Origin of the sequence: Actinoplanes italicus, from assembly GCF_003001815.1 — a bacterium.
GTDB lineage: Bacteria > Actinomycetota > Actinomycetes > Mycobacteriales > Micromonosporaceae > Actinoplanes > Actinoplanes italicus.
Genome location: NZ_PVMZ01000008.1, coordinates 344,955 through 360,562 on the forward strand (window position 1 = coordinate 344,955; position 15,608 = coordinate 360,562).

Here is a 15,608-nt window from a genome sequence, read left to right on the forward strand (position 1 = left end):
GCCGTGACGTCACCTTCTCTCCGGCCGATCCATCGGTATAGTGGCCCGGTCCCTGGCAACCGTTATGACGCGAACGGGTATCGGCGGACCCGCCGACCACCCCGAGGCCGTGGCGGTGCGTAATCTTTTTCCGGATGCGGGAGGACGTAGGCGGAGTGACTACTAGCCTGCATCGCCCAACAACCGACAGCAGCCGGAGCGGACCCGTGCGGTACGACAGCTTCGAGTGGCAGGAGCAGCCACCGAGCAACGGGGTGCCGCGCAACGCGTGGGGCCGACAGAGCCGCAGGCGTTCCCGCTGGCACCGGCCGTACACGTTCCTCCTGGTCGTGCTCGACCTGCTCTCCACGATCGGCGCGAGCTGGATCGCCAGCTCCCTGGAGAAGGCACGCGCCGGCCTCAACCAGTCCTGGCTGTTCCTGGACGGTACGGAACTCTTCAACTTCTTCGCCTACATCGTCCTGCCGCTCGGCTGGCTGGTGCTGCTCTGGACCAACGGCACGTACGACCGCCGTTATCTCGGTCTGGGCAGCGAGGAGTTCAAGCGGGTCGTCCGCACCTCGGTCACCGTGGTCGCCGCGGTCTCCCTCCTCGCGTTCGCCACCAAGGCCGACCTGTCCCGTGGAACCGTCGCGACCGTCTCGGTGAGCGCACTGTTCCTCATCGTGACGGGCCGGGTGATCGCCCGGCAGATCCTGCACGTGGCCCGGCGCCGCACCGGGCACGGCGCGCACCGGATGGTGCTGGTCGGCACCCTGCCGGAAGCGCTCGAGGTCTACACCGCTGTCACCCGCAGCCCGGCCGCCGGCCTCATCCCGGTCGCCATCCACCTCACCGACGGCTTCTCGGCCGCGCGCGGCATCGAGACGCCGGTCCCGGTCTACGCCGGCCGGGACGTGCTCTCCCTGGTCCGTGAGGTGGGCGCGGACACGATCGCGGTCTGCGGCTCGGCCAGCGCCGAGCCCGGTGAGCTGCGCCGCCTGGCCTGGCAGTTGGAGGGCACGGGCGTGGACCTGGTGGTCGCGCCGCAGCTCACCGACATCGCCGGTCCGCGCGTGCACATCCGCCCGATCGAGGGCCTGCCGTTGCTGCACGTCGAGGAGCCGACCCTCTCCGGGCCCGGCTGGCTGGTCAAGAACCTGATGGACCGAGTCGCGGCGGGTCTCGGCCTGCTGGTGATCAGTCCGATCCTGGCGTTCATCGCGCTCGGCATCCGGCTGTCCGACCCCGGTCCGGTGTTCTTCCGGCAGACCCGGGTCGGCCACGACGGGCGCACGTTCCGGGTGTGGAAGTTCCGGACGATGTACGTGGACGCCGAGGAGCGCAAGGCCACTCTGGCGGAGCTCAACGAGACCGACGGCATGCTCTTCAAGATGAAGCAGGATCCGCGGATCTTCTCGTTCGGATCGAAGCTGCGGGCCACCTCGATGGACGAGCTGCCTCAGCTGATCAACGTGCTGAGGGGCGAGATGTCCCTGGTGGGCCCGCGTCCGCTGCCCGCGGACGACGGCGACTACCTGGGCGACGTGCGCCGCCGCCTTCTGGTGCGTCCCGGCATGACCGGCCTGTGGCAGGTGAGCGGCCGTTCCGAGCTCTCCTGGGACGAGGCGGTCCGGCTCGACCTCTACTACGTCGACAACTGGTCCCTGACGTACGACCTGAGCATCCTGTGGCGGACCATCTGGGTCGTTCTCAAACGCAAGGGCGCTTATTAGAGTCGCGCCATGAACGGACAGGTCGGCAGTGCGGTGGCGGTGGTCGCCGTGCTCGCCGCCTTGGCCGCGGCGGTGGTGGCGGTGTTGCGGTTGCGGGCCCGGCGCGGGATCGCGACGGCTATGCAGCGGGCCACCTACGACGTTCTGCACACGGCGGCACTCGCGGCCGAACCACTGCGGGCGGGGCTGTCACCGGCGACGGCCGGCAAGGCGGTCCGGCATCTGCGGGTGCTGGTCGGTGCGGTCGGGCTGGCGATCGTCGACGGGGACAAATGCCTGGCGTACGACGGACGCGGCGCCCACCACGAGGACGAGCTGGTGGCGGCGGCCCGGCGTGCGGCAGGGACGCGGCGTTCGGTCGTACTCAATGAATCTGATCTGGCCTGTGATCGTGTCGATTGTGTGGTGCGTGGTGCCGTGGTCGCACCGCTGACCGGCCCGTCGGGTCAGGCGACGGCCGCGCTCGTCGCGGTGGCCGACGGACAACCGGCGCCGGGTCTGGTGCAGGCGACGCTGGAGTCGGCGCGCTGGGCCGGGTCGCAGCTGGCCCTGGCCGAGCTGGACTCGTCGCGGGAGCGGCTGGCCCGGGCCGAGGTCCGGGCGTTGCGGGCGCAGATCAGCCCGCACTTCATCTACAACGCGCTGACCGCGATCGCCTCGTTCGTACGTACCGACCCGGAGCGGGCGCGTGAGCTGATCCTGGAGTTCGCCGAGTTCACCCGCTACTCGTTCCGGGCGCACGGTGAGTTCACCACCCTCGCCGAGGAGCTGCGGTCGATCGACCGCTATCTGACCATCGAACGGGCCCGCTTCGGTGACCGGCTGCAGGTCAAGCTGCGGATAGCGCCCGAGGTGCTGCCGGTGGGCCTGCCGTTCCTGTGCCTGCAGCCGCTGGTGGAGAACGCGGTCCGGCACGGCCTGTCACGTAAACCGGGCGTCGGTATGGTGAGCATCGAGGCACGTGACGCCGGGGCGGAGTGCCACATCACGGTCGAGGACGACGGGGTCGGCATGGATCCGGCGGTGTTCACGCGGGACGGTTCGGACTCCGAGGACGGCCAGCACGTCGGACTGGTGAACGTGGACGAACGACTGCGTTCGGTCTTCGGCGACCACAACGGCCTGGTGGTGGAGACGTCGCCGGGCTCGGGTACGAAAGTGAGCATGCGGGTGCCGAAATTCCATCCACAGGTGCGGGCATGACGAGCCTGGTCGTGCTGGCCGTCGACGACGAGCCCCCGGCTCTGGACGAACTCGCCTACCTGCTGAACGCCGACGACCGGGTCGCGCACGTGCACCGGGCCGGCGACGCGACCGAGGCGTTGCGGGTGCTGCGCGACACCGAGGTGGACGCGGTCTTCCTGGACATCAGGATGCCCGGCCTGGACGGCATGGAGCTGGCCCGGATTCTGCGGCGGTTCGCGCAGCCGCCCGCGATCGTCTTCGTGACCGCCTACGACGACGGCGCGGTGGACGCCTTCGACCTGGGTGTGACCGATTACGTACGCAAGCCGGTGCGTGCCGAACGGCTGGCCGAGTCGCTGCGCCGGGTGTCCGGGCTGCGTGCGGCTCCGGCACCACCTCTGCCGGCCGACGAGCCGGCGATTCCGGTGGAGCTGGCCGGCACGACGCGCATGCTGCCACGGTCGTCGGTGCGGTGGGTGGAGGCGCAGGGCGATTACGCCCGGCTGCACACCGGGGAGAATTCCCATCTCGTACGCGTTTCGCTCGCGACCCTGGCCGAGCGGTGGGCCAATGCCGGCTTCGTACGCATCCACCGTTCCTATCTGGTGCAGTTACGCCTGGTCACCGAGCTGCGGCTGACCAACTCGGGCTATGTGGTGGCGGTCGACGGCGCGGAGCTCCCGGTGAGCCGGCGGCACACGCGGGAGCTGAAGGATCGCCTGATCCGGGCCGCGAAGCACGACTGGACCCGCTGAATCCACACGTTTATCCACAGCCCCACAGGCTTCTCCACAGAGTTATCCACAGGCAGGTGTGGGTTATCCCCGGTTCCTGCCAAACCCGGGATCCTCCCTGGCCACGCCCGGGCCCCGGCCACAGGATCATCTCCACAGGTTGTTCACATCTCCACCGCCGGCTCTGCGCAGGCGGTCAATAAGCTCCTGGCCACCGGCCGGTGAGCCACGGGGGCGCACCGACCGGCGACCAGGGTCGTACGGAAAGGTGCCGGGAGCGTGGAGAGTATCGAGCGGCGGATCCTCGTCGTGGAGGACGAGCGGGCCATCGCCGACGCGGTGGCCGCGCGGCTCCGTGCCGAGGGCTTCCTGGTGCAGGTGGTGGGTGACGGCCCGAGCGCGGTGGCCGCGGTGCGGCAGAGCCCTCCGGACCTGATGATCCTCGACATCATGCTGCCCGGCTTCGACGGTCTCGAGGTGTGCCGGCGGATCCAGGGCGAGCGGCCGGTGCCGGTGCTCATGCTGACCGCCCGCGACGACGAGACGGACCAGCTGATCGGGCTCGCGGTCGGAGCGGACGACTACATGGTCAAGCCGTTCTCCATGCGGGTGCTCGCGGCCCGGGTGCACGCCCTCCTGCGGCGCGCCGACAAGGCTGCGGCCCCGGCGCCCACGCCCGGTCTGCGGATCGGTGACCTGGAGATCAACCAGGCGGAGCGCCGGGTGTTGCGCGGCGGTGTCGAGGTGCACCTGACCCCGACCGAGTTCGACCTGCTGGTGCACCTGGCCGCACGGCCGCGCACGGTACTGCCCCGGGAGCGGCTGCTGGCCGACGTGTGGGGCTGGGCCGACACCTCCGGCACGCGGACGGTGGACAGCCACATCAAGGGTCTGCGGCGCAAGCTCGGCGCCGGCCTGATCCGGACCGTGCACGGCGTCGGATACGCGCTCGAGGTGGAGCGGTGATCACCACGATCATGATCCGGATCCACAACCTGGTGGCGCCGCTTCTCGCCTGGCTGCCGCGGCCGCTCGACCCGGTCCGGTCGATCAAGGCGAAGCTGTCGCTGGCGCTCGGGTTCGCCGGTGGAGTGGGCCTGCTGGTGTTCCTGTGGCGGATCGACTTCTACCGGGTCGACGTGCTGTGGATCGCGATCGCCGCGGCGCTCGGCCTGGTCACGCTGCAGGTGATGGCGCACGGCGCGACCGTCCCGCTGCGCGAGATGACGGTCGCGGCCCGCGAGATGGCCCGCGGCGACTACACCCGCCGGATCCGGACCCGCTCGCAGGACGAGGTGGGCGAGCTGGCGACGGCGTTCAACCAGATGGCGGCCGATCTGGCCGCCTCCGACCGGCAGCGGCGCGAGCTGATCGCCAACGTCTCGCACGAGCTGCGTACACCGATCACCGCGTTGCGGGGGCTGCTGGAGAACATCGTCGACGGGGTGGCCTCGGCCGAACCGGAGACGATGGAGACCGCCCTGGCCCAGACCGAGCGGCTCAGCCGCCTGGTCACCGACCTGCTCGATCTGTCCCGTCTGGACGCCGGGGTGGTCCCGATGCGCCGGGAGCCGATCGACGTGCCCGCCTTCCTGGACCGGGTCGTCCGGGAGGCGGGAGTGAACGCCGGCGGGACCGGTCATGACGTGCGGTTCGAGGTCTCTGCACCGCAGCTGGTGGTGACCGGCGACCGGGAGCGCCTGCATCAGGTCTTCGCGAACCTGCTGGACAACGCGGCCCGGCACAGTCCGCGCGGCGGCCTCGTCACGGTCCGGGCCGAGCGCCACGACGATCACGTGGTGCTGGCCGTCGTGGACCAGGGTGACGGCATCCCGGCCGCCGAGCGGGAACGGGTCTTCGAACGCTTCACCCGGGGCGAGCGCGCCACCGGCGGCGGAACCGGGCTGGGCCTGGCGATCGCCCGGTGGGTGGTGCAGCTGCACCGGGGGTCCATCGCGGTGGTCGAACCCGACGACCGGCGTGGATGCCACATCCAGGTACGACTTCCGCTCCAAGCGGCTTGAGGGGATCTCCGACATGTCCATCGTCACGAATCAACCGGTCAACGGGCAGGTGGGACCTCTGAACGGCCCGTGGCCCGCGATCAACCCGTGGAGCCGCCACTGGCCCGGTCCGGGACGGCCGGCCTCACCCGCCACGGTCGTCGCCGTGCTGGCCGCCACCGTGATCGCGGCTCTCAGCGTTCCGCTGGACCGGACCGGGATCGGCTGGTTCGTCACCGCGCTGGCCGGGACGGCCGCCCTGGTGGCGGCGCGGATGATCCGCACCCCCGAGGCGGTGTCGGCGGCGGTCGAACGCCGTGCCGACACCGGCACCCGGGACCGCTTCCTCTGGGGTGCCGCCACCGTGGCACTGCTCGCGGTCGGCACCTTCCGGGCGGCCGGCTGGCTGTTCGTGCTCTGCCTGCTGACCGCGACGCTGACCACCGCACTGGCGCTGTCCTCGGGCAGGTCGCTGCGCTCGATCCTGCTCACGTACCTCCTGGTGCCGATCGCCGCGGGCCGGGGCGGCGCGTGGCTGGCGCGCGGCGCCGTGCGGCTGCGTGGCCGGGGCCGGACCGGTGCCCCGATCCGGATCGTGGCCACCGTGGCGGTGTCGATCGCGCTGCTCGTCGTCTTCGGCGCGCTGTTCGTCTCGGCCGACGCCGCGTTCGCCCGGGTCTTCGAGGCGGCGATTCCCGACCTGGACGGGTTCACCATCTTCACCTGGGTGTTCGTCTCGGCGGTCACCGCGCCGCTGCTGACGGCGTTCGCGTACCTGCGTGCCGCACCTCCGAGCCCCGGCAAGCTGGACCTGACCGAGGGCCGCAAGGTCAGCCGTCTGGAGTGGGCGATCCCGCTCGGTCTGCTGGTGCTGCTGTTCGCCGCGTTCGTCGCGATCCAGCTGACCGTCCTCTTCGGAGGCGAGCGGCACGTGGTCACGACCGACGGCCTGACCTACGCCGAATACGCCCGCAGCGGCTTCTGGCAGCTGTGCGCGGTCACCGGGCTGACCCTGATGGTGCTGGCCGGGGTGGCCCGGTGGGCGCCGCGGACCGAACGTGCCGACCGGATCCTGCTGCGGGTGGTGCTCGGCGCGCTGGCCGCCCTCACCCTGGTGATCGTCGCGTCGGCGCTGCACCGGATGAACGTCTACACCGAGACGTACGGCCTGACCCGGCTACGGCTGTTGGTCGCGTGCTGTGAGGCCTGGTTCGGTCTGGTGCTGGTGATGGTGCTGATCGCCGGCATCCGGATCCGGGCGGCCTGGCTGCCCCGGGCGGCGATCGGCGCCGGCGTCCTGGCGCTGCTGACCCTGACCGGCGCGAACCCGGACGGACTGATCGCGGAGAACCACGTCCAGCGATTCGAGCGCACCAACGAGATCGACGTGCTCTACCTGGCCGACCTCTCGCCGGACGCGGTGCCCGCGATCGCCGGCCTCGACGACCCGGAACGCCGCAACTGCCTGCTGGCGGCGATCGGTGACGACATGCCGGCCGACGACTGGCGCGGCTGGAACTCGGCCCGGCAGACGGCCCGGGACCTGATCGCGAAATACCCGCCGGGCAGCCCGAGCGTGTGCGCCCAGATGCTCGACCGGTATTGACATTCGTGCGGGGGCGGACAGACTGCCGGACATGGCCGTCGACGAATCGCCCCCGCGCCCGCGCGTCCGGGTCGTGCTGGCCGACGCCGCGGCCCGGCGGGTGGCGGCCGATCATGGCAGCGCCGACCTGGCCGAACAGACCCCGGTCGGTGAGGCGCTGGTCAAGGGTCTGGTCCGCGCCCAGCTGGCCCTCGCGTTGCGGCTGGCCCTGGTGGTGGCGGCCGGGCTCGGCACCCTGCCGCTGCTGTTCGCCGTGGCACCGGCCGTCGGCGAGGTGAAGGTCTTCGGAATGCACCTGCCGTGGGTGCTGCTCGGGCTGCTGTCGTTCCCGTTCCTGGTGCTGGTCGGCGCGGCCTACGTGCGCTGGGCGGAACGCAACGAGCAGGACTTCGCGGCCCTGATCCGCAGGCCGGAGAAGTGAACCCGTACCTGGCGCCCGGCCTGATCCTGGTCGTGCTGCTGACCGTGGCGATCGGGGCGTACGGCCTGCGCTTCGCCCGGACCACGTCGGACTTCCTGGTCGCGTCCCGGTCGGTGAGCCCGTCCTGGAACGCGGCCGCGATCAGCGGCGAGTACCTGTCCGCGGCGTCCTTCCTGGGTGTGGCCGGCCTGGTCCTGCGCTACGGCGTGGACGTGCTCTGGTACCCGGTCGGGTTCGCGGCCGGCTATCTCGCGTTGCTGCTGTTCGTGGCGGCCCCGCTGCGCCGGTCCGGGGCGTTCACTCTGCCCGACTTCTGTGAGGTACGGCTGCGCTCGACCGCCCTGCGCCGGCTGGCGACCGCGTTCGTGCTGTTCATCGGCTGTCTCTACATGTTGCCGCAGCTGCAGGGCGCGGGCCTGACGTTCGCCACGCTGACCGGTGGCTCGTACGCCTGGGGCGCCCTGGTCGTGGCGGTGGTGGTGACGGCGAACGTGGCGTTCGGCGGGATGCGGGCCATCACGTTCGTGCAGGCGTTCCAGTACTGGCTGAAGCTGACAGCGCTGGCCGTACCGATGATCTTCCTGATCCTGCAGTGGCAGTCCGACGGCCGCCCTCAGGTGACGCCGCCCGCGGGTGCGGTCTTCCATGCCGCGACCACGGTGGTCGTCGAGCAGGACGCGGTGCTGGACGGCACGAGGCGGGTCGAGGCCGGGGAGACCCTGCGTTTCGAGGCCGGCGACCCGGTGCCGCAGGTGAGCACTGTGGACGCTGAGTTCGGCGCGGACTGGTTGCTGCCGGACGGTGAGACCAGCCTGTTCGCGACGTATTCGCTGATCCTGGCGACGTTCCTGGGCACGATGGGGCTTCCGCACGTGCTCGTCCGGTTCTACACGAACCCGGACGGCGCCTCGGCACGCCGTACCACCCTCGTCGTCCTGGCCATGGTGGGTCTGTTCTATCTGCTGCCGACGATGTACGGGGTGCTCGGCCGCATCTACACACCGCAGCTGCTGATGACCGGCAGCAGCGACGCCGTGGTCCTGCTTCTGCCCGAGGCGGCTCTCGGCGACGGGCATCTCGGCCGGTTGCTCGGCGCCCTGGTCACGGCGGGCGCGCTGGCAGCCTTCCTCTCCACCTCGTCCGGCCTGCTGACCAGTGTGGCCGGGGTGATCTTCACAGACGTGCTGCGACCGGGGCGAAACGGTTCGATCCGGGATTTCCGGGTGGCCACCCTGCTGGCCGCGTCGGTGCCGACCCTGCTCGCCCTGTATGTGTCCGACATGGACGTCTCCCGGGTGGTGGGGCTGGCGTTCGCGGTGGCGGCGTCGAGTTTCTGCCCGCTGCTGGTGCTCGGCATCTGGTGGCGGCGGCTGACCGACGTGGGTGCGATCGCCGGGCTGGTCGCCGGTGGGGGCGCGGCGATGGCGGCCGTTCTGGTGACCGTGCTCGGACCACCGCTGACCGGCTGGGTCGCCGAGGTCGTGAACCAGCCGGCCGCGTGGACGGTGCCGCTGGCTTTCCTGGTCATGGTCGGGGTCTCGCTGCTCAGCGGGCGCCGGGTGCCACCCGACGTGGGCGCCACGATGCTGCGGCTGCACGCCCCTGAATCACTTCGGGGCTGAACGCGCGGCGACGCGATGCGGCTGATTTAAGGATCTTTAAGGTTCCCTTCCCGTCCGCCGGTGAACCCACTCTCGTATTCATCGGCATGAGACGCACTTACCGCCGCCCGGGCCGGACCGGGAGCAACCGCAAGATCGTGATCGGGCTCGTGGTGGCTGCCGTGGTCGGCGGCGGTATCGCCGTCGGCACCGGCCTGAGCAGCGCTTCCACCGCCTGCGACGGGATGGACCAGGCGATCCGCAACAACCAGCAGTTCATCGCCGCCCAACGGGCCAACCCGAACTCGCAGACCGAGGCCGTGATCGCCAACCGGCAGGCCGTGATCGACCTGATCAACGTGCAGAAGAAGCAGGCCGGATGCGGTGGCGCCGTTGCGGCTCCGCCGGCTCCCCCGGCCCAGCAGGCCACCAAGCCGCCCGCCACCAAGCCTCCGGCGCAGCAGGCCACGCAGCCGCCCGCCGCCGGAAACAACGGCAACAACGGGGGCGGCGCCGGTCAGGTCGTCTGCGCCGGTTCGACCGTCACGCTCTCCGGTGAGGGCGGCGCCCCCGCCGCGTCCAGCGGGACCCACCCGATCGGCACGACGCTGCGGGTCCGGAACCTGGACAACAACAAGAGCATCACGGTCAAGGTGACGAGCGTGTCCGGCAGCTGTGTCCTGCTCAACAACGCCGCTTTCGAAGAGGTGCGTGAGCCCGGGAAGTTCCTGATCAGGCGTGCTGTGATCGAGCGGGTCGGCTGAGCTTGATCCGGGCGGTCCGGATGTTCCCGGACCGCCCGTGAGCCCGATACGTTCTTTTCATGAGCGACACGGCGGCGATGGCGCTTCGCGGGCTCGTCAAGCACTTCGACACCCGCCTCGCGGTCTCCGGGGTGAGCCTGGACGTCCCGGCGGGTTCGTTCTTCGGCCTGCTCGGTCCCAACGGGGCCGGCAAGACCACCACGCTGTCCATGGCGGTGGGTCTGTTGCGGCCCGATCATGGTGACGCCTTCCTTCTGGGGTACGACGTCTGGCGCTCGCCGGCCGAGGCGAAGGCACTGGTCGGCGTCCTCCCCGACGGCGTGCGCATGTTCGACCGGCTGAGCGGCCCGGAGCTGCTCGCCTACCACGGCCTGCTGCGCGGCATGCCCGCCGAGACCGTGGACCAGCGCTCCCGTGATCTGCTCGACGTGCTGGAGCTCGGCAGCGGCAACCGGACCCTGGTGGTCGACTACTCGGCCGGCATGAAGAAGAAGATCGGCCTGGCCTGCGCCCTGCTGCACGCGCCCCGCCTGCTGGTCCTCGACGAGCCCTTCGAGGCGGTCGACCCGGTGTCGGCGGCGCTGATCCGCGACATCCTCCAGCGGTACGTGTCCGGCGGCGGCACCGTCGTCTTCTCCAGCCATGTGCTGGAGGTGGTGGAGCGGCTCTGCTCCCACGTGGCGATCATGTCCGACGGGGTCCTGCGGATGACCGGCACGCTGGACGAGGTCCGCGGCGACCGCACCCTTTCGGACGTGTTCGTGCAGGTGGTCGGGGGCCGGGTGGCCACCGGGTCGGAACTCGCGTGGCTCTGACCCCCACCGCCGCGCCGGTCGCGGTCGGAGTCCGCACGTTCGTCCGCCTCAAGTTGCGGATCACCGCCAACAGTCTGCGTGGCCGTACGACCAGGATCGTGATGTTCGTCCTCGGTGCGGTGGCCGCCTGTTTCCTGGCCGTCCTCGGGCACGCCCTCTTCGCCCTGCCCGGACTCCTCGACCGGCCGGTGATGGCCGGGGTCCTGTTCCCGTTCGGCGGCGCCGTCCTGATGCTCGGCTGGGTGTTCCTGCCGCTGCTGTTCTTCGGGGTGGACAGCACGCTCGACCCGGCACAGTTCGCGCTGCTGCCGCTGCGGCGCCGCACACTGATCATCGGGATGGGCACGGCCGCACTGGTCGGGCTCCCGGCACTGGCGACCCTCGCGGCCACGCTCGGGATGGTGACGTCGGTCGCCCACCTGGGCGGCCTCGGCGCGGCGCTCGCGGGACTGGCCGGCGTCGTCTCGGGGCTGCTGCTCAGCGTGGTGATGAGCCGGGCGGTGATCAGCGCCTTCGCCACCGCGCTGCGCTCGCGCCGGGCCCGTGACCTGGCCACCATCCTGCTCGCGGTCGTGGCGGCGTCGATCGGCCCGCTGGAGCTGACCCTGCTCGGCGTGCTGAACCGGGCGGACTGGGACTCGGTCGAGGCGATCGCCGCGGTCACCGGGTGGACGCCGTTCGGCGCCCCGTACACGATGGGCCTCGACGTCGCGGCGGGACGCGCGTGGGCCGTACCGCTGAAGCTCCTGATCGTTCTCTCCGCCGTCGGTCTGCTGGTCTGGTGGTGGAGCCGCACGCTGGAGCAGGCGATGGCCGGCACCGCGGGCGCCGGTGGACGGGCCGTGACGTCCGACAGCCGCCGCCCGGTGGATCAGCTGCTGTTCCGCTGGTCACCGCGGAGCCGGTTCGGCGCGCTGACCGCCCGGGAGATCCGCTACTGGTGGCGCGAGACACGACGGCGGGCCGCGCTGGTCACCCTGGGCATGGCCGGCGTGTTCCTGCCGCTCTCCACCGCCTTCGCCGGGGGTGGCGGACAGGCCACCGGGCTGGCGTTCATCGTCGGCGCCATCGCTCCGATCGGCCTGGCCAACCAATTCGGGTACGAGGGGAGCGCGTACGCCACCAATCTGGCGACCGGGGTGCCGGGGAGGCTCGAGGTGCACTCCCGGGCCGCCGCGCACGCCCTGTTCACCGTGCCGTTGCTGCTGCTCGTGGCGGTGGTGACGGGTCTCGTGGCGGATCGGCCGGAGGCTGTCGCGGCCCAGCTCGGCACCCTGCTCGCCACCTACGGCGTGGGGCTGGCGCTGGTGTTGCCGATCTCGGTGCGGGCCGCCTACGCGCTGCCGGACACCAGCGGGCCGTTCTCGCTGTCCTCGGGTGGCGGGTTCAGCAAGGCACTGCCGGGACTGGGCGCGCTGTTCGGGGCGTTGCTCGGTGGGGTGCCGATGCTGATCGTGGCGTGGACGTGGCCGTGGTTCGGGTTGCCGGCCGGGCTCGCCTACGGCGCGTGCGCCTACCTGCTCGGTGCCCACCTGGCCGGTCGCATGCTGGACCGCCGGATGCCGGAGCTGCTGGCCGCGGTCACGCCGCGTTAACGCAGCCGGCGCAGGCCGTCCCGTTCCGAGCGGTCCACCTGAGGCTCGCGGGGTGCCGGGATCCGGTTCGCCGGGCTGGGCCGCAGGCCCTCCTCGCGGACGAAGATGCGCCGGCGCTGCAGAGCGTTGCCGGCCGGGCCGAGCACGTAACCGTCGATCCAGATCCATCCGTCGTAGGTGGCTCTCGGGTCGATCCGGATGATCCGGAAGGTCAGAGCCCGGTCGCCGGAGAACTGGACGCTTGCCGCCGGACCGACGTGCACGACGTCGCCCGGGCGCAGCATCTCCTGACTCATCACTCGAAAATAGTTGTTGATCAATTGGAACGGGTAGCCACGTGCGCAATCTGTAAACGGGAGAATGACCCGATGCAGTCCGAAGAGCCGGGTGGGCGCATTCACTCCACCGATCCGTTCGCCATTCCGGAGACCGAGAAATCCCAGGTCCGACGCTTGCGGGGGCGGCTCGCCGCGACCGTCACGCTGTGGACCGCTCCCGGTCCGGCCGGACTGACCGTCTCCTCGGCGGTGGTCGCCGACGGGGACCCCGGCCGGGTGCTCGGCCTGATCGACGAGGAGAGCGACTTCTGGGACGCCGCCTCGGCCGCCGGCCGGTTCGCGGTCACCCCGCTGACGCCGGCCGACCGGCAACTCGCCGACCGCTTCGCCGGCCTGTTCCCGGCGCCGGGCGGACTGTTCGCGACCGGCGACTGGGAGGAGACCGGGTACGGCCCGGTGCCCGCCCGGGCCGGCGCGTGGGCCGGGTGCCGGCTCGACGGCAGCCGCCCGTGCGGGTGGGCGCTGCTACTCGAGGGAGTGATCGAGACCGTACGGACCGGTCCCGCCGGGTCGCCTCTGATCCACTACCGGGGCAGGTACACCGAACTTGCCTGACTGCCGCTCAGCGCATTCAGACCGCCACTCAGCGCAGACCACGACCGGCGGCCAGTGACACGGCTCACTGCCTCGTACGGTGCCGGAAAGTCACTCCCCACGAAGGTGGTGAATCCCGTGCCGGCATCCGCCGAGAGATACCTCGAAGTGCAGCGCTCCGAGGAGTTCGCTCAACTGCGCCACAGGCTGCGCAGATACATCTTCCCCACGACAGTCGCGTTCATCGTCTGGTACTCGCTGTACGTGCTGCTCTCCGCGTACGCGCGGGACTTCATGGCCATCAAGGTGGTCGGCAACATCAACGTGGCGCTGATCTTCGGTGTCCTGCAGTTCGTCTCGACGTTCTTCATCGCCTGGCACTACTCGCGGTACGCCGCGACGAAGCTCGACCCGCTGGCCGATGAGATCTACAACGAGCTGGAGAACGGCCCGTCCGCCGAGCCCGCCGCCACCGCGACCGACGGGGGCAAGGCCTGATGGCCCCGCAGATCCTCGCGGCCGAGGCGGCCGCCAGCTCCCGCTCGCTGACCATCACGCTGTTCCTCGTCTTCGTGGCCATCACGCTCGGCATCACGATCTGGGCCAGCCGGCAGACCAAGACGGCCACCGACTTCTACGCCGGCGGCCGCCAGTTCTCCGGTTTCCAGAACGGCATGGCGATCGGCGGCGACTACATGTCCGCGGCGTCGTTCCTCGGCATCGCCGGCCTGATCGCCCTGTACGGCTACGACGGCTTCCTCTACTCGATCGGCTTCCTGGTCGCGTGGCTGGTGGCGCTGCTGCTGGTCGCCGAGTTCCTGCGCAACTCCGGCCGGTTCACGATGGCCGACGTGCTGGCGTTCCGGATGCGGCAGCGCCCGGTCCGTACCGCCGCCAGCGTCTCCACCATCGTGGTGTCGATCTTCTACCTGATCGCCCAGATGGTCGGCGCCGGCGCCCTGGTCTCGCTGCTGCTCGGCATCAAGCCGGGCGCCACGTTCCTGGGCATGGACGGGGACACCGCAAAGGTCGCCACGATCATCCTGGTCGGCGCCCTGATGATCACCTATGTGACCGTCGGCGGCATGAAGGGCACCACGTACGTCCAGATCGTCAAGGCGTTCATGCTGATGGGCGGCGCCCTGATCATGGTGCTGCTGGTGCTGGCGCACTACAAGTTCAACCTGTCGGCCCTGCTCGGTGACGCCGCCGAACAGTCCGGCAAGGGGAGCGCCTTCCTGGAACCGGGTCTGCGCTACGGCGTCGAGACCGCGGGCGACGCGGCCAAGACGTTCTACAGCAAGATGGACCTGCTCTCGCTCGGCCTCGCCCTGGTCCTCGGCACCGCCGGCCTGCCGCACATCCTGACCCGCTTCTACACCGTGCCGACCAGCCGGATCGCGCGTAAGAGCGTCCTCTGGGCGATCGCCATCATCGGCACGTTCTACCTGTTCACCCTGGCTCTGGGCTTCGGCGCGGCGGCCCTGGTGGGCGGCGCGAACATCACCGCGCAGGACAAGGCCGGCAACACCGCCGCGCCGCAGCTCGCCCAGCAGCTCGGCATCGACTACCTGGGTGGCGACACCGGTGGCGCGATCATGCTGGCCGTCATCGCGGCCGTCGCCTTCGCCACCATCCTGGCCGTGGTCGCCGGTCTCACCCTGGCCTCGTCGTCGAGCCTCGCGCACGACTTCTACGCCAGCGTGATCAAGCGAGGCAACGCGTCCGAGCGGGACGAGGTCCGGGTCGCCCGGATCTCCGCCCTGCTCATCGGCGCGGTCGCGATCGCCCTGTCGATCTTCGCGCAGAGCCTGAACGTCGCCTTCCTGGTGGCGCTCGCGTTCGCGGTGGCGGCTTCGGCGAACCTGCCGGCGATCCTCTACAGCCTGTTCTGGCGCCGGTTCAACACCTCCGGCGCGCTCTGGTCCATCTACGGCGGTCTCATCTCCGCCGTGGTCCTGGTGTTCTTCTCGCCGGTCGTCTCCGGCTCGGCCACCGCGATGTTCCCGGACCAGGACTGGCACTTCTTCCCGCTGTCGAACCCGGGCATCATCTCGATCCCGCTCGGCTTCTTCTTCGGCTGGCTCGGCACGGTCCTCTCCAAGGAGACCGACCCGGAGAAGTACGCGGAGCTCGAGGTCCGGTCCGTGACCGGCCACGGGGCGCACTGATCTTTTCCGGTGCAGAGCACGGGCCGGCGTAGTCGCCGACGTCGGCCCGTGTCCGTGCCGTCACTCTCCTCCTACCTTCGTGCCGAAGCGCGTCGAGACCACGGATCAACGCCCGGCACTACGTAA

General features: G+C 70.6%; 15 protein-coding genes. 14 read left to right on the top strand and 1 reads right to left on the bottom strand.

The window, feature by feature from the left end; all coding sequences use genetic code 11:
• Positions 1-134 precede the first annotated feature (134 nt).
• The 11 genes from CLV67_RS21680 to CLV67_RS21730 all read left to right on the top strand — a co-directional run bounded on the left by CLV67_RS21680 (position 135) and on the right by CLV67_RS21730 (position 12,439).
• Complete coding sequence (locus CLV67_RS21680; RefSeq protein ID WP_106321148.1) at positions 135-1,715, top strand: sugar transferase; 1,581 nt, start codon at positions 135-137, stop codon at positions 1,713-1,715.
• 9 nt (positions 1,716-1,724) lie between these two features.
• Positions 1,725-2,918, top strand: coding sequence for a sensor histidine kinase (locus tag CLV67_RS21685; protein ID WP_106321150.1), 1,194 nt, complete (start codon positions 1,725-1,727; stop codon positions 2,916-2,918).
• Positions 2,915-3,655, top strand: a complete 741-nt coding sequence (locus CLV67_RS21690) for a LytR/AlgR family response regulator transcription factor (protein ID WP_106321152.1) — start codon at positions 2,915-2,917, stop codon at positions 3,653-3,655. The genes CLV67_RS21685 and CLV67_RS21690 overlap by 4 nt, the downstream gene beginning before the upstream one ends.
• A 258-nt stretch (positions 3,656-3,913) precedes the next feature.
• Positions 3,914-4,600, top strand: coding sequence for a response regulator transcription factor (locus CLV67_RS21695; protein ID WP_106321154.1), 687 nt, complete (start codon positions 3,914-3,916; stop codon positions 4,598-4,600).
• Between the two features lie 11 nt (positions 4,601-4,611).
• Entirely contained in the window at positions 4,612-5,658 is a 1,047-nt protein-coding gene (locus tag CLV67_RS21700) for a HAMP domain-containing sensor histidine kinase (protein ID WP_106321377.1), read from the top strand.
• Positions 5,659-5,671: 13 nt separating this feature from the next.
• Entirely contained in the window at positions 5,672-7,243 is a 1,572-nt protein-coding gene (locus CLV67_RS21705) for a DUF4153 domain-containing protein (RefSeq protein WP_106321156.1), read from the top strand.
• Positions 7,244-7,274: 31 nt separating this feature from the next.
• Complete coding sequence (locus CLV67_RS21710) at positions 7,275-7,664, top strand: DUF485 domain-containing protein (protein ID WP_106321159.1); 390 nt, start codon at positions 7,275-7,277, stop codon at positions 7,662-7,664.
• Positions 7,661-9,286: a sodium/solute symporter gene (locus CLV67_RS21715; protein ID WP_106321161.1), complete on the top strand. Its 1,626-nt coding sequence runs from the start codon at positions 7,661-7,663 to the stop codon at positions 9,284-9,286. The genes CLV67_RS21710 and CLV67_RS21715 overlap by 4 nt, the downstream gene beginning before the upstream one ends.
• Before the next feature lie 86 nt (positions 9,287-9,372).
• Complete coding sequence (locus CLV67_RS21720) at positions 9,373-10,029, top strand: hypothetical protein (RefSeq protein WP_106321163.1); 657 nt, start codon at positions 9,373-9,375, stop codon at positions 10,027-10,029.
• 59 nt (positions 10,030-10,088) lie between these two features.
• On the top strand, positions 10,089-10,844 hold the full coding sequence (locus CLV67_RS21725) for an ABC transporter ATP-binding protein (RefSeq protein ID WP_106321165.1): 756 nt from the start codon (positions 10,089-10,091) through the stop codon (positions 10,842-10,844).
• On the top strand, positions 10,835-12,439 hold the full coding sequence (locus CLV67_RS21730; protein ID WP_106321167.1) for an ABC transporter permease: 1,605 nt from the start codon (positions 10,835-10,837) through the stop codon (positions 12,437-12,439). The genes CLV67_RS21725 and CLV67_RS21730 overlap by 10 nt, the downstream gene beginning before the upstream one ends.
• On the opposite strand, the gene CLV67_RS21735 is transcribed toward CLV67_RS21730, so the two are convergent.
• Positions 12,436-12,735 (bottom strand): hypothetical protein, encoded by a 300-nt coding sequence (locus CLV67_RS21735; RefSeq protein WP_203737234.1) that lies wholly within the window; start codon positions 12,733-12,735, stop codon positions 12,436-12,438. The genes CLV67_RS21730 and CLV67_RS21735 overlap by 4 nt on opposite strands.
• A gap of 72 nt (positions 12,736-12,807) precedes the next feature.
• Here CLV67_RS21735 and CLV67_RS21740 point away from each other — a divergent pair, with 72 nt between their 5' ends.
• The 3 genes from CLV67_RS21740 (at position 12,808) to CLV67_RS21750 (ending at position 15,482) form a co-directional block, all read left to right on the top strand.
• Complete coding sequence (locus CLV67_RS21740; protein WP_106321169.1) at positions 12,808-13,332, top strand: flavin reductase family protein; 525 nt, start codon at positions 12,808-12,810, stop codon at positions 13,330-13,332.
• A gap of 117 nt (positions 13,333-13,449) precedes the next feature.
• Positions 13,450-13,809 (top strand): DUF485 domain-containing protein, encoded by a 360-nt coding sequence (locus tag CLV67_RS21745; protein ID WP_106321171.1) that lies wholly within the window; start codon positions 13,450-13,452, stop codon positions 13,807-13,809.
• Entirely contained in the window at positions 13,809-15,482 is a 1,674-nt protein-coding gene (locus tag CLV67_RS21750; RefSeq protein WP_106321173.1) for a solute symporter family protein, read from the top strand. Before CLV67_RS21745 ends, CLV67_RS21750 begins: the two co-directional genes overlap by 1 nt.
• Positions 15,483-15,608: the final 126 nt, after the last annotated feature.